The sequence below is a fragment of the Sedimentitalea todarodis genome, assembly GCF_032595355.1.
In the GTDB taxonomy this organism is placed as follows: Bacteria; Pseudomonadota; Alphaproteobacteria; order Rhodobacterales; family Rhodobacteraceae; genus Sedimentitalea; species Sedimentitalea todarodis.
Genome location: NZ_JASMWN010000003.1, coordinates 219,471 through 234,450 on the forward strand (window position 1 = coordinate 219,471; position 14,980 = coordinate 234,450).

11 protein-coding genes are annotated in these 14,980 nt (G+C 61.9%); 1 reads left to right on the plus strand and 10 read right to left on the minus strand.

Translation table 11 applies throughout. The features are described 5' to 3' along the window. Window positions 1–10 precede the first annotated feature (10 nt). The 10 genes from QO231_RS05875 to QO231_RS05920 form a co-directional block, all read right to left on the minus strand. Window positions 11–3,091: a virulence factor SrfB gene (locus QO231_RS05875; RefSeq protein WP_316774228.1), complete on the minus strand. Its 3,081-nt coding sequence runs from the start codon at window positions 3,089–3,091 to the stop codon at window positions 11–13. 5 nt (window positions 3,092–3,096) lie between these two features. Continuing rightward, window positions 3,097–4,386, minus strand: coding sequence for a hypothetical protein (locus QO231_RS05880; RefSeq protein WP_316774230.1), 1,290 nt, complete (start codon window positions 4,384–4,386; stop codon window positions 3,097–3,099). Window positions 4,387–4,393: 7 nt separating this feature from the next. After that, window positions 4,394–6,094, minus strand: coding sequence for a serine protease (locus tag QO231_RS05885; RefSeq protein ID WP_316774232.1), 1,701 nt, complete (start codon window positions 6,092–6,094; stop codon window positions 4,394–4,396). Window positions 6,095–6,099: 5 nt separating this feature from the next. After that, on the minus strand, window positions 6,100–6,804 hold the full coding sequence (locus tag QO231_RS05890; protein WP_316774233.1) for a hypothetical protein: 705 nt from the start codon (window positions 6,802–6,804) through the stop codon (window positions 6,100–6,102). A gap of 338 nt (window positions 6,805–7,142) precedes the next feature. Continuing rightward, window positions 7,143–8,186 carry a diguanylate cyclase domain-containing protein gene (locus QO231_RS05895; RefSeq protein WP_316774235.1) on the minus strand — a complete coding sequence of 348 codons (1,044 nt, stop codon included), beginning with the start codon at window positions 8,184–8,186 and terminating at the stop codon, window positions 7,143–7,145. Then, entirely contained in the window at window positions 8,183–8,770 is a 588-nt protein-coding gene (locus QO231_RS05900) for a heme NO-binding domain-containing protein (RefSeq protein WP_316774237.1), read from the minus strand. Before QO231_RS05900 ends, QO231_RS05895 begins: the two co-directional genes overlap by 4 nt. An 87-nt stretch (window positions 8,771–8,857) precedes the next feature. After that, the gene (locus QO231_RS05905; RefSeq protein ID WP_316774239.1) at window positions 8,858–10,660 is read right to left on the minus strand and encodes a DUF4153 domain-containing protein; all 1,803 of its coding nucleotides are present in this window, start codon (window positions 10,658–10,660) and stop codon (window positions 8,858–8,860) included. A 70-nt stretch (window positions 10,661–10,730) separates the two neighbouring features. Beyond that, window positions 10,731–12,290, minus strand: a complete 1,560-nt coding sequence (locus tag QO231_RS05910) for a trimethylamine methyltransferase family protein (protein ID WP_316774241.1) — start codon at window positions 12,288–12,290, stop codon at window positions 10,731–10,733. 116 nt (window positions 12,291–12,406) lie between these two features. Next, a complete protein-coding gene (locus tag QO231_RS05915) occupies window positions 12,407–13,096 on the minus strand; it encodes an HAD family hydrolase (RefSeq protein WP_316774243.1) in 690 nt (229 codons plus the stop codon). 28 nt (window positions 13,097–13,124) lie between these two features. Continuing rightward, window positions 13,125–13,409 (minus strand): DUF3572 domain-containing protein, encoded by a 285-nt coding sequence (locus QO231_RS05920; protein ID WP_316774245.1) that lies wholly within the window; start codon window positions 13,407–13,409, stop codon window positions 13,125–13,127. 95 nt (window positions 13,410–13,504) lie between these two features. Here QO231_RS05920 and QO231_RS05925 point away from each other — a divergent pair, with 95 nt between their 5' ends. Then, window positions 13,505–14,902, plus strand: coding sequence for a diguanylate cyclase (locus QO231_RS05925; protein ID WP_316774247.1), 1,398 nt, complete (start codon window positions 13,505–13,507; stop codon window positions 14,900–14,902). Window positions 14,903–14,980: the final 78 nt, after the last annotated feature.

The window sequence follows — 14,980 nt, forward strand, 5'->3', positions numbered from 1 at the left end:
CGTCACCCTCTCACAACCGGAACAGGCCGGTATCGATCCAGTAGTCATCCTGGAACCCCAGCGTGTGCAGCCGCAATTCGACCTCGCCCACCTTCATGCCGGTGCCTTCGTTGTCTTCAAGTTCGGTCACTGCAAATGCCTCGCGCATTGCCTCGCGGCGCAGGGCCGTTTCGCTGGTTTCACGGTCAGGATCCTCGTCGAATTCGCTTCGCTCGAACGTCACGGTCAACGGCGCGCGCGATTGGGCCGATTGTGTTGCGAAGTCCAGCCGGTAGAGCGGCGTCGTCGTCCAGCGTTCCAGCGGCAATTGCCGGGATCCCAGATAGATCGGGGTATACATGGTCGTTCGCGCCATCAGGTCGCTTTCCGTCTTGCGGGCGTCCAGATCAACATCGGCAAACAGGACACGTTCGGCCATGATCTGCCCCGACGTGTCCATTTCGCCGATGTAGCGCGCGGTAGACTGCATGCGAAAGGCACTGGTCGTCACCTTGAAATTCGGGATGCGACCGTCGCTGAGCGCGATCAGCATACCGCCCACGGCGACCGTCGATTTGGGATCGCCGATCCGCTGCGTGACCGGATCGCGAAACGGATACCAACGCCCGGTCTTGTAGTCATGCATGGAAATCAGCCGGTTGGGTGGAACGACCAGCATTTCCTCGAGGATCGCACGCACCGCCGGCAACCGCGAGGGCCGCCCGGTCAGCAGGACCACGTCCACACCCAGGTGCGCGATCACCTCTGCCAGGTTGCTTAGTGCCTTTTGAAACACCTCGCGCGCGATGGCATCCACATCTTCGCGGCTGAACGTCAACTGCACATCGGCCAGCCGAAAGTCGCTGGCCCCCAGATCACGCGCTGCATCTTCGATATAGGCAATGAGCGCAACCGGCATATGCAGGTCGTCCTCTGCCGTTTCATCAAGCGGCAAGACGTCGCGAATGCCGAGCGACAGCGGTTCAAACTCGACCGCCGTTTCGCAGGTCTTGAGGATGGCCACCGCGAGCGGCATCAGCGCGCGCAGGGCGAACTGGCGGCGCTTCTGTACGCTCTGCTGGTCCATCCCGCCGATATCGCCCGCGAACAATTCGCGCAGCTTTTCCCCCACGAACCGTCCGCCCGCCTGTTCAATCGACTGCTGCAAGCCGGGCAGGATGATCGCCGCGATGACCCGCTGCAGCATGTCATCTCCCGCCACGCGAAACCCTTCGCGGAAGGTCTGGCGCGGATGCAGGACCCGCCCCGCTTCGCCCCAGTAGGTCGTGACCATGAGATCGGTGGTGCCACCGCCGATGTCGATGCAGGCCAACCGCAGAGACGGTGCCGCCGCCTGCCCCGGCTCTTGCGCGCGCGGCCTGCCTTTCAGCGTCAGGAAACGATCAATACGGCCATCAAATTTCTGGGTGAGTTCCGAATAGAGGTAGACCATCTGGGTCGCGCTGGCCTCGTCCCATTCGACAATCAGGTCCGGCATCCGGCTGATCGAACTCTCGCTGTCGCGCAGCCCCATCATCGCCCAGACCAGTGCCAGCGCCCCCTTGGCCTTGGAGCGAATGATCGCTTGTTCCTGCGCGGTCGTCGCAGTCGGCAGGGTCAGGATGATCCGGTCAAGCCGGCGCGGGAGCTCCGATTGCGGGCGGCGGGCCCGGCTGGCCGGTGCGTTCACCTGGATCAGCGCGTGGGATATGATTTCGGCGAGCATGAAGCCGAACAGCGATGCCCGCGAGAATCGGGGGCGGATGGCGGGGGTCTTCGGGGTCTTGCCGCGCGGGCGCAGTCGCGCCTTTTCATCGGCCACGATCTGCTCCAGCACATCACCCGCCTCGTTCAGATGGCGCATCGCCGCGCGCAGCCCCTTGGGCAGATTGGTGGGATCGGAATGATGGTGAAAACGCCAGTCCTGCAAGACCGGCTTGTCATCCCACAGATACCGCTTGGGGCTGGACAGTCCGGAGGCGGTTTCGGTGCCTTCCTCTCCTGCCACCAGCCGCAGGGCTTCGGGCCCCATCCGCACAAAGCTGGGCCAGAGGAAGGCATTGCGCCGCCCTGACCGGCTGGCATAGCGCTCGTCACCCAAGCGATGCTCGGAAAACTCGACCCGGCTTTCGAACAGGCCGGAATAGTGAAATTCGGGCCGCGACAGATCACGAACTTCCAGCGGAAAAGACCGTGCCAGATCAAGCCGGGACTCGCCTGGGAACCGCTCGATCAAGATGCCGCAGGTGCGCGAATTGCCCACGTCCAGAACCAGTTCGACTTCGACCGGTGCGGTGCTGTCATAGGCGCTGACGGTATTGGCAAAGCGCAGTTTCGGAATACGCACGGCATGGTCGATCAGCCGCAGGTAAGCCAGGTATCGCGCCCAGTGTTCGAATTTGTGGGGCAGGTCGTCATGCGTGATCCGACGCCCGGGTCGCTCTGCCCGCTTGTAGGACATGAACAGGTCATCGAGCCAGTCCGACACCCATTTCTGCAAGTCCAGCATCTGCCCGTCACTCGCCGGGTCAAGCCGCCGCAGGAACCAATCCATCCGCGCAGGGTCGGCCACAAAACGGAAATCGCGTGATTTCTCGGCATCGCTGCGCTCGGGCGCAAGATATTGAAAACTCTGGTCCCCATCGATCAGCGCGGTATCCAATGCCAGTTGCACACGGTGCGTATCGCCGGTCAGCGGATCGGGCTCGTCCAGTTCAACCGTTCGCATCCGCGCCCAGCTAGACGGGCCGGGGTCGAACCGTTCTTCTCCTCCTGCCCCGCGGTCGGTCTTGACCCGCAGTACCGGAACCGGAATCCACTTTGACAGGAACGGCTCGAGCGCAGCGACGGATCGCACTGAATATTCGTCATCCTCAGGTGTCGCAGCCTCTTCCACCACAACGTCGCTTTCCGCGTCGCCAGTCAGTGGCAGCAAGGCCCATTCCTCGGCGGCTTCGGTGCCGCCAACCACCCGTTCGACGAAACGGGCGTTCTTCAGTTCGATCTTGTCCATGCGGAAACCAAAATCGAGGATCTGCGTACCCGAGTACGGAACAAGCGTCACCTCGTCCCGCCACTCGACCAACTGCGCCAGGTGTTCAGATTGCTGCATCCTGCCTACCTCGAAATACTTATATTTAGCGACCACTCGGGGGCCTTGTCACTGACTGTACCAGAATATGTCAGGCTTCGGCCATCCCGCCGCAAGACATGCAGCGTCACCGGCTTGTCGCCGTCGCCCCGATTGCTCTTGAGCCGCACCTTGACCTTGTAGAGTCCGGGCGTTGCCTTATCGAATACGATGTTTTCCACCGGATCCTCGATCGCACCCGCCCGTGTCACATTCGCGTCCAGATCAAGCGTCCCGTCACAATCGCCCCGGTTGGAATAGGAGATCGTTTGCCCGGACGGACACGTCACCGCCAGATCAATGTCATCCAGCGTGTTCCAGGAGAGCGCAAAGTTCAGTTCGGCACGCCGCGCCCCACGCGCATCAAGATCACGTATGACATCCTTGCTGTCGCGCTCGGTCTTGTCCTGGGGTTCAGGTGTCGGTGTCTGCACAGGCTCCGGCGTTTCCACCGGGGGCTTGTCTGGTGTCGGGGCCGCATCCGGCGTGGTGGGCAACACCGGGATCGTCGCCTGACAGGCCCGATCCAACAGGGCGAGTTCATGCTGCAGCGCCGCGATTTCATCTTCCAGAACCTGCCGTTCGACCGGTATCGCGGAAATCTCAGGCGCGGGTCTTGGACAAAAGAACAATCGACCGCCATTCAGCCCGCAGGGCGCGATCATCAGGTAGAGGATGTACGCCAGCATCGCCGCCAGCAGCAGCCACCCGAGTAAAATCAGCCACCACCAGGTCCTTGATCGAGGCGGATCAGCCTCGACCGCAGTGCCCGCGGGCGCAATCGTTTGCGGCCGTGGCACCATTGCCGTCAGGATGCCGCGCACCGATTTGCGTTCCGCACCAAGCCAGGCCCAATGCACCAGAACGGGCTGCACCGAACCATCAGGTTGGCGCACCGCGTGGATCATCGACTCCGAGGGGATTTCGATGGCATTGTTCAACGCCTCTGCCAGACGTTGATCCTGGACGTCAGGGCTGTCCGCCAGACTCTCTGCTTCGCTCCGAATATCCGCGATGAGATGACCCAGCCGATCACGCAATTCGGCGGCAGCGTCTTCTCCCAGATCGGCGATTGGCACCGCCCTGCCCGTGACCGGAGCATACCAATCGATCATGTCGCCATGCTCGGTTGCCACAGGTTCGGCAAACAGGTTGGCGTGCTCTGGCGAAAGCCGGCTGCGGACAGTATCGCTTACCAGTTCGTAGGACCGCTGCGCCGCAGATCCCAACGGTTGCAGCCCTTCGGAGGACGTGGTGGCGAGCAGGGTCTCGAACATGCGCGGCCTACTCTGCCTCTGCCTTGCGGGCACCGGCCGCTGCCCGCTGGACAACAGGCGCACAGGCGGCGCTATCGATTGCAGGTGTGGCGTTGGTCCCTTGCAGGAACGCCATCATGTCTGCAGTGGTCAGGGCGAACCCGCGATTTTGCAAACGCCCGGCGCGCACGAATGTATTCACCCCGACCAGCCGCCCGCACATGTCGACCAGCGGCCCTCCCGAATTGCCGCTGGACAAGGCGGCGGAATGCATCAACACATGCGTTTCCGGCCCGATCTGCTGCTCCGTGTTGACGATTCCTTCGGTCACGGTCAGACCCGGCACTGCATCCACGTCTCCGGCTTTCAATGCCGCGAAGTTGATATCACTCGCCATCACGTCACCCGGATACCCCGCCGCCACCACGTTGCTGAGCTTGAGCGATTCCTGCGGGACATGGACCTGAAAGGCGGACACGCCGGTATCGGCAATCTGTAAGAGTGCAAAATCACCCCCGGTCTGCATCAGCGGGCCCTGACTCTTGACCACCGTGGCGATCTGCGGTGCTTCGAGATTGCCACCGGTTACGATTATCTGTCCCCCGTCCGCCAATGCAGGCGCGATTACATGCTGGTTGGTCATGATCAGATCAGGGCCGACAACGAACCCGGAACCGGTCGCGCCCCGGCCGTTTCCCGAACCGGCGAGCACCAGAACGGTGCGCGCTTCGATGACCGCGAGCAGGTCAGTCTCTGCATCCGGATCGGCCGCATCCGGTAACACCACGCGCGCGGGGCTGCTCGGCAACAGCGCGTTGGGAGCGATGCTCGCCCGGCTTTCGGGTTTGACGCCAAGCGCGGGCGGGCTCAGCCCTTCAGGGGTCAGACCATCGGGCAGCACCAGCATTCCATCCGCGCGGCACATGGCGCCCTCCAGCGCGGATGCCAGGGAGGTCCGGCGTTCACGCAGGCTGTCGTTGAGTTCACGCGCCGCGCGCAAAGTCGCCTCTTCGGTTATCACCGGCGGCGCGTCGGTGTGAAACAGGCGCGATCCCGGCATGAGAAGCCAGGCGAGAAAGCCACCGGCCAACAACAACAGAATCAGGAGCGGCACCCAGGCCAATCGTGTGATCCGACGCTGAACAGGACCATCCGCAACCACCGGCGCTGCAGCGGCCGCCGGGGCAACGGCAGGCGCGGCGACCGGTGCGGCCTCCGGCACTCTCGCGCCCGTAGTTGGCAGAGTCAGATAGCGACCCAGGTTCGCTGCAAAATGCTCCGGGCGCGTTGATACGTTGGCACCGCGGCAGTCGGGCATCAGACCCCAGTTCACGATCATCGGACGATCGCCGACCATTACGACATCGTCGCGCCCATAGGTGCTGAGCGCGCCAAGCGCCAGATCGGCGCTCTCTGGCTGATCGGCGAGTGCACGCAACGGGCGCAGATGATCCGAAAGATAGGCCTCGGCACGATCCCGTTCTGCGGGTGACAGGCTGGACAGCGCGCGCGGCTCTCCCGTCGTGTCGGCGTACCAGGCCACTGTCGGAGGGGCGGCATCATTTCCGTGGCTGATCAGCGGCTCGGCAAACAGCGCGGCCACCTCGGGCCCGGCCCGTTCGCTCAGCAGCGCCCGCAAGGCGTCGTATCGTTCCAGCACCGGTGTTCCGCCCGCTTCGACAAAGTCTTCGGGGGCTACGCGTGTCTTGGATAGAAAGTGGTCGGCCATCGCTGCTATCTCCCGGCCCGGCGCAACGTCGCGGCGCCGCGTCCATTGGTTTCAGGTTGGTGCGTATCGCAATTCGCATTGCCGCGCGCGTCGAGCTTGCAACTGACATCCCGACGAAAGATCGAGGAGCCGTCGCTGCATTGCAGGTTGCCCGGCTCGCGCATGGTCAATGTGCCGTTGCCCCGCATTCTGCCGGAAAGCCGTCCTTCGCATCGCACGCCATTGGTTGAACGCATGATTTCCGTTCCATTGCCATTCTTGTCAAAACAGATGCGCCAGTATTTGAACCGGGTGATCCGGCCGGTGTTGATATCGCGCACCGCATAATTGGACGACAATTGCCAGCACCCCTCCATCACGGAGATATCGTTCTTGTCGAACGCATCCGGAGCCAGCCCGCTTGGCGTTGTACGCTTTGCCGGTGGTTTGGGCGGCGGCGGGGGTGGAGGGGGTGGTGCCGGTGGCTCGGCCTTGCAGACCAGCCCGCCGAGTTTCTGTTCCAATGCGCCTATTCGGATGGCCAGATCGTCATTGGCGCGATCGACCAAAGCCAGATCCGCCCGCACCCGCAGCTTTTCCTCGGAGTCGCAAAAGCTGATGGTCGTTCCGGTGAAGGGCAGCCGCAAGCCGCAAGACTGCAGCAACAGGTAAACGGATGCCCCGATCACTGCGACCAGCGCAATCGCCAGAAGGGTTACGGCAAGTCGCATGCCACCTGCTTTTCCAAAACACCTGTCTCCTGTGTCGCTCCGCACTGTGATCGCCTGTCATGCGCCATCATGAAAGCCCGGTTATCAACAACTTAACCCTATGCCGGGGGGCTTGGCTGCTGCAAGGGTCGTATTGGCGGTTCGGCAGAAATTGAGCGCAACCCGCGCCCGGCTGGCCATCAAGATGCATATCTGACGATTCTCGAGAATTTTTCCCCCTGCGCGGCGAGCCATTCATAGGGCCAGTGGGAAGGCTGGTCGCTCCAGCGCGCCGCCGACGCTTTGGTTACCTGCAGGCGTCTTCAATTGCCACGCCGGTTGAGGATCGGCCTGTGGGATCAGGCCGCGCTACCGCGGGGCAGCGATGGACTCCCGGCCTCGTCACTCTGCGAAAAACCTGTCGGATCGGTCGGTGTTTCCTCATAGAAGGTGTGGCACCCCCGCCCTGCCCGCTTGGAAGCGTAGAGCGCAAGATCTGCCTTGTGCAGCAAGTCCGCCGGATCGGGACCGGGGGATTGCACCGAAAGAACCGTCCCAATGCTCGCCGAGATTTTGCAGACCTGACCCTCGAATGGCACCGGTTCCTGCAATCGGGCGACAAGGCGACGGGCGATCCCGCCGAGCCGGCGCTTGTCACGCAGCCCGTCAAACATCAGCACGAATTCGTCCCCCCCGACGCGCGCGACCATATCTTGATCACGCGTTTCCTCGACCAGGATACGGGCCGCAACCTGAAGCACGTGATCCCCGGCAGCATGCCCCATCGTATCGTTCACAGCCTTGAAGAAATCGAGATCAAGGTTCATGAGCGCAAACGCCCGGGACCCCGCCGCCATCCGCGACAGAACATGATTCATCGCCCGCCTGTTCTTCAATCCGGTCAGTGTGTCAGTGAATGCCTGCTCTTCGGCGGCAATCATTGCACCCTGCAGTCGCTGATTGAGCTTGCGCGACGCTTCCATCGCAGCGCTCTTTGCCTCGACCAGGTACAAGAGTTCGATGGTCAGGTCCGTCGCTGCAAAATCGGCACTGGTCAGTGCATAGTCCCTTACCGCATCCAGAACCGAAATGCCGAACGACAGGTTCAGAACCGCCCCTTGTGCAATCGGCACGGCAACCCCCTTGAGCGCGGTACGTGGGACATCGCGCAACTGCAGGTGCAGCTTGGCGCCAGAATGCGCAAGCAGGCCTTCCATATTCGTCACGGACCTTGGCCTGGTCAGTTCGAAAAGCTCCAGAAACCGCTGCCCGACCATCAGCGCATCCGGTCGCAGCTTTTGCAGGGTGGGACCGACTCCGGTAATACGACCTGTCTTGTCCAGCATAAGATGCATCGGGCACAGGGTGCAGAGCCAGTCGGCGAGATGATCCTGCGCAATCATGGTTTCGCCACTCCCAGTTCAAAGCTCCGGCCTTCGGCAAATGCGGATTCGATCAAGGTGATCGTGATGACGTCGCGCCCGTTGCTGCCGCCGGAATGGTCGAGTATTGCCAAGGCACCGTAGTCATCGGCCATCGCCCGCAAGACACCGACCAGCACATCTCCGAACCCCGGCAGGCCCGGGGCGCAGGTCAGGCTGAACCGACCGGCGGCATGTTCACGCAGTTCCAAGGCCGGCAGGTGCAAATCCGAGACCGCAAGCCGCGCCCTGTCGGGTAAGTCATCGAGTGAATGCAGGAAGTCCAGATAGCTGACCCCGCAAAACCGCAGCAACCGGCGCAACGACTCCGTCTGGGGATTGGAAACGAGGAACGTGCCGATATCCTCAAGCACCTCGTTCACGGGTCGGTCCAGTTCAAGGGCGATGACCTCGAGCAGGTGGCGCGACTGATCTTTGTCATAGATCAGCATCGCCTCGAATTCCGGGCTTTCAAACCCCGCAGCTTCGGTCACCCGCAGCCACCGCGCCGTTCCATAGGTGGCACAAAAGAACGATTGAATTGCCTTGTTAATCAGCCCGTGCATATCAGACTCGCTTGTTTATCAAAGCGACTGTCGCCGGTGCCTGTTAAGAAACGCCCAACAGGTAAAATGCGAATTAGTTATTATGGCCTATTGCGATGGTGCCAGCAGTTTTCCACCAACCGACAGCGCGTTAACGCCGCTTGGTCGCAGATCAAAGGCACCGTCCTGAATCTCGGATATCGTCGCCGCAGGCAAGCTGGGCCAGGCCCGTGTCGCCGGATCAAAGACATCACGCATCACGAACCCATCGTCAGGGCGCAGCACCACATGGCTGATGCGCGTGTCAGCGTCGTCATCCAGAAACAGGATCATGGCCTGTTCATCTGCCGAAACGGACGGAACAAATGCGCCCTTGACCAGCACACAGCCAGGCCGGCCATCGGCGGTTACATGTCGACATCCGTTCAACCACATATTCAGGGCAAAGACCGGAATGTCTTGCAGAGTTTCCGCATCAAGCACCGCACCGGCCGGGCGTATCGGGAGCAATTCCAAGAGTTCGGCGGCCCGCTCCGGCAAGTCGCGGTGCTGGACCTGTTGTTCGAACTGATAGCGGTTCGTGGCCTCGCGTACGGCAACGATGCGCTGGATCAGGCCCGTACTGTCCGACGTGTCGGCCGTGGATTGCAGCGCAGCAAGACCCGATTTTCCGGCCCGACCCCATTCATGCGCAAGCGGCCAGAGCGCCAGTTGATCCATCGTCGTACGGCCCGTTTCGAAGCGGGAAACCTGACTGGCGGTCGAGATCCGGTAGACATCCAGAACGGGTGTCATCCACAAGCCCGCCACCGCGATCACCAGCACGGCCATTGCGACGTTGATCTGCCGGATGCGACTCATCCAGCCACCGCGCAGCAGCACCGCACCACAATATGCCATCCCGTAGGTCAGCAGGAATAGCGCCACCGTCATCGCCATGATACGATCCGGAGTCCAGCCATACTGGCGCACCCGCGTGATCACCGCCCAGACCGTCAACGCCGTCAGCAGCGGCATCAGAACCGCAAGGACCTGCGTTGCGGACCTCAGCCCCCGCGTCTGGACCGCCATCCTGTCATCGCGGTCCAGCGCCATGCTGATCAGGGACACCGCGACCGCCGCCGCACCCAACAGGGTGCCCCCGGCCGAAAACTCTCCGAACAGACGATCCAACCCACGCAGCGGCACCGCCAGCAGGAACACCGAGACGACGACCAGCACCAGCGGAACCAGCAGGCGCAACAACCGCAACAGCGGATAGGGCGACAGGGTATGGCGCAGTTCCTGTACGACGGCGAGGCCGAGGCCAAGCACCGCTCCGCTCAGGCCAAAACGCACCCAACCCGGGCGCAAGAACGAGTCGATCACCTCGATATCGACCAGTTCGAGCAAGGCATCGCTGAGAAAGGCAATCAGCCAGAACGCCGCCACGAATACCCATGCCAGAGCATAGCGCGCCGTCAGCATCCATGCCGCATCAAACAGCCTGTCATAGCGCAGCAGCGCCGAGCGATCCTGCAACCAGACCAGCAGGAACGGCGTACAGAACAGCACGATGACCGCAGCGACGCTTACCATCACGGGTTCATCAAGAAGATCGGTTGTCACCATGTATCGCATTCCCGCAATGCTGACCAGCAGCGTAAGGAACACGGCGAAGCCAAGTGCGCCGATCAGCGCGCGCGCGACGGCAACCGGTCCGGACAGAGCCAGGGCAACGATCGAATATGTCGCAACGAAGGTGAAAAGTGCCAGAAACAGGGCTGGCGGCACGGAAGGATCGCCCCACCGATCCCCCAGTCCCCAAAGCGCCAGACCCGCAATGCCGCCCAGTCCGGCCATGATCAGGCGATGTTCGGTCCCCGGCATCTGGCCCATTGGCGCGGCGTGATCTGATCGCTTGTTCTTCATCGCGGCGAGCCTACTGCGACCCCCGCGGACAGGCCAGCGCGAATGCGCCGATGAGCGTAAACCGTCAGGTTCAAAAATCCGTCGGTGCGCCGCCCTCTTCCTTGCGGCGGGCGACAAACGCCGCGAGTTCTTCGCGGATGGCCTCATCCATTGGCGGGGCCTCGAACTCGGCAATGATCTGTTTGAACAGGTGATGCGCACGCTCCGGTGTCCAGATCGCGCCGGCCGCCTCCCATCCCTCGAAATTCTTCCAGTCGCTCAGAAACGGTTGATAGAAGGCCGTGGTGTAGCGATCCTGCGTATGCTGAGTTCCAAAGAAATGCCCGTCATTGCCCACCGCGCGGATCGCATCAAGCGCGATTTCGTCCGGCCCTGTGGCGACAAGTGAGGGATCCATATAGCGCTGGATCTGCTGCAGAATCTCGCAATCCATGATGAACTTCTCGGGGCTGGCGATCAGACCACCCTCAAGCCAGCCCGCCGCGTGATAGACCATATTGGAGCCGGACTGCACCGCCGCCCAAAGGCTGTTGGATGTTTCCCACATCGCCTGCCCGTCTGGAACGTTGGCGGCACAGACACCGCTGGATCGTATCGGCAACCCGTAAAACCGTGCCAATTGCCCGGTCATCTGCGTCGCCCGCATGTATTCCGGCGTGCCAAAGGCCGGTGCGCCCGATTTCATATCGACATTGCTGGTGAATGTACCGATCACACAGGGGCATCCCGGGTTGATGTACTGCGCCAGCGCAATCGCGATCAGCCCCTCGGCCAGCGATTGCGCCACGGCCCCGGCCATCGTCACCGGTGCCATCGCCCCTGCGAGCGTGAACGGTGTCACCACCAGCCCCTGACCGCGCCGGGCGAGCCGCATCCAGCCATCGAGCATCGGATAGTCGTGCTTGAGCGGAGACGTAGAGTTGATATTCGTGTACATACGGGGGGTTGCGTCAAATTCTTCATGCGACAGACCACCCGCGATCCGCACCATTTCCATGACGTCTTCGACCCGTTCCTTGCCCAGGGAATAGGCGTGCATCACCTTGTCGGTCAGCGTCAGTTTGTCATAGAGAACATCCAGATGCCGAACGCTGGCGTGCACGTCCACAGGCTCGACCGGGTAACCGCCCGCGAAGTGGATGCAGTTGAAATACTGTGTCAATTTCAGCAGGTTGCGGCACATCTCGCGCGTGCCCGGCACCTTCTTTCCGATTTCCATGTCCCAGTAATTCGGCGGTGACGACACATTGCCGAACAACAGGGTTTGCCCGCCAACCGTGATTTGCCGCTCGGCGTTGCGGGGCGTCAGCGTAAACTGTGACGGGGCCTTGGCGACCATCTCCATGATGAAGTCGCGCCCAAGGCGCACGACATCACCCTCGATCCGGGCCCCGGCTTCGCGGAATATCTCGAGCGCCTCGGGGTTCAGAATGGCGATCCCGATGTCTTCGAGGATCTCCATCGCCCCGAGATGAATGGCGGCAACCCCCTCTTCGGTCAGGGGTTCGACGGGCCGGTCTATGTTGATTGGCGGGTTCCAGGCCATCTGCTCGATCACCAAACCGCCCCGCCTTGCCGCATTGCCGGCCCGACCGCCCGCGCGCCGTTTGCGTGCTGTACCATCCGCCATGATCCGACCTCCGATATGTGCCCGTCATTGAGCAACACACCCGCCGCGTCTTCCGGTCTGAACGCGACAGCACCTGTCGTTTTCGAGACCAGATGGTCGCTTTCGGTGACTGACGCCTACAGGCCCAGCCAGCGGGGCAAATGGCCGATATCGGGCAGAACCACATCCGCGAAAGGATCGAGTTCATCGGCGCGTGCCATCCCGGTCAACACTCCGACGGTCGTCATGCCCGCGCTGCGCCCGGCTCTGAGGTCATGGGTGCTGTCCCCGACCATCACGACATGCGCGGGCGGCACATTGACGGCTCTGGAAAAAGCCAGCAACTGACCCGGCGCGGGCTTGGCGCCATGTCCACTGTCAAACCCGGCCACAAAATCGAAACACTCCGCAACGCCAGCGGCGTTCAGATGCGCCCGAGCGGGCGATTCGGCATCATTGGTCGCCACACCAAGCCGCATTCCCTGTGCACGCAGGGCTTGCAGGTAAGGTAGCAGCGGCACCGCCTCGGCCTGCGGCGCCATCTCGGCCTCTTCGTTCAGCATGTCGATCACCGCATTCCGGGCCATGTGCGGCAGATGCGGTACAAGCGCATCGGCGACTTCGGCCGGTGTCCCGGCAATCACGACGCTGTCCGGGCGGAAACGGCCTGCGGGCAAATCAAAGCCGATCGCCTTTCCAAGGTGGATTGCGCGCACATTATCGCCCTCTGTCGCCCGCAGCAGAAAGGCACTGGCCCAGGCCTCCCACGTGGCGCCAAATTGGAACAGGGTTCCGTCCTTGTCAAAGAGGATGGCCGAAATTGTCACGGGCACTGCCTTTCACGGTCGGGTTTCATCAGGTCCAATGTACCTGCGCCCCACCCGGAAGCGCGGCGCGTGCGAGCATCGGGTGTTCATACGGGATCGTCTCGGCCTCGCAGAATTGCACCACCCAGTCATCGTCCATCATCAGGAAATCCAACACTGAGCCAAGGAACTCTGGTTCTGCGGCCCGGGTTCTCAGGTCCTGTTCGGACGCGCCACTCGCCCCCAGAAAAACCGGCAGAAGATCGTCCTGCCCAAGCAGCCAGGTCAGCACCTTGAGAGCGAGCGTTTCGGCAGCGTCGGCGGAATATTGCATAGTGATCTGGCTTTTCCCTGATCGGAAACAGTTTGTTAAGGACTCTCATAAACACTTTGAAACAATATTAACGCAAGACATGAAAGGCGCCACGCGTGCAAGGCACCATTCTGATCGTAGACGGCGTATCGACAAACCGCATCATGCTGAAGGTTCAGCTATCTGCGGCCTATTATCATGTGGTCCAGAGTAACGGGATCGACGGGCTTGAGGCGTTGATTCGCCGTACCCGCCCGGAGCTTATCGTGACTGCGATGACACTGCCTGACGGCAGCGCGCACGACGTGCGTGCGCTGCTGAACCGCGACGACAGCATGCGCAACACGCCGATCATCGCCGTGACGGCGCACAACGATCGGGCGGCGCGGTTCGCGGCTCTCAAAGGCGGCATCGACGACGTGCTGTGCCAGCCGCTCGACGATCTGATCCTGCAGGCCCGTATCCGGAGTCTCATTCGCGCCAGAAGCAGCACCGAAGAACTGCATTTGCGCGACAGTTCCCAACCCGCGATGGGTTTTGCCGAACCCGCCGCAGCCTTTGCCCCGCCATCGAACATCGCCTTGCTGACCAGTCAGGCCTGCACGGGCGCGGTGTGGCGGGCGCGACTCAAGGACCTGTCCAACCACAAGCTGCAGTGCCATCGGATTGACGACATTCATGCCATGATGACCGGGCAACCGCCCGATGCCATCATCGTGGATCTGACAGACGACAGGACCGAGCCGGCATTGCGATTGCTCGTCGATCTCAGGTCCCGCGCTTTCAGCAGTCAGGCCGCGCTTATTGCCATCATACCGGAAACTGACCGCCATCTTGGTGCCGACGCGCTTGACCGCGGCGCGCATGATATCCTGCAGAACGGGTTTTGCGCCGAAGAGCTATCGCTCAGAATCGATGCGCAACTGCGTCGCAAGAAACAATCCGACCGGTTTCGCGATTCTGTTCGCGATGGGCTGCGTGCTGCGGTGCGCGATCCGATGACCGGATTGTTCAATCGCCGATATGCGCTGCCGCATCTGGCCGCGACCGCCAACGAGGCCGCGAGGACCGGCAGCAGTTTTGCGGTGATGCTGGCCGATCTCGATCATTTCAAGCAGATCAATGATTGTTTTGGCCATCCGGCGGGCGATTCCGTTCTGATCGAGACGGCGCGCCGGCTGCAAAGCCAGGTGCGCGCACGTGACATGATCGCCCGCGTGGGTGGCGAAGAATTCATGATCGTAATACCCGACGCCGATCAACACGCCGCGACTCTCGCGGCTGATCGGCTGTGTCGCCAGATCAATGCGCTGCCGTTTCATTGCGCCGGCGTGTCCCAACCCATCAATGTCACCACCAGCATCGGCGTCGTCGTCGGCTCGCCACCCCACTCGATGGCACAGATCCAACCTGACCAGCACGCCCAGTTGCTGATCAGCCAGGCCGACCGAGCACTTTACGGAGCGAAACATGCCGGCCGCAATCAGGTGTCGTTGATCGGCGTCGCCGCCTGAAACCGGGATTCACACAGCACGCGAACAAGCCTCTTTTCGGCGTGGGAACCCGCCGCAAACGTCGATTGATGCCGAACT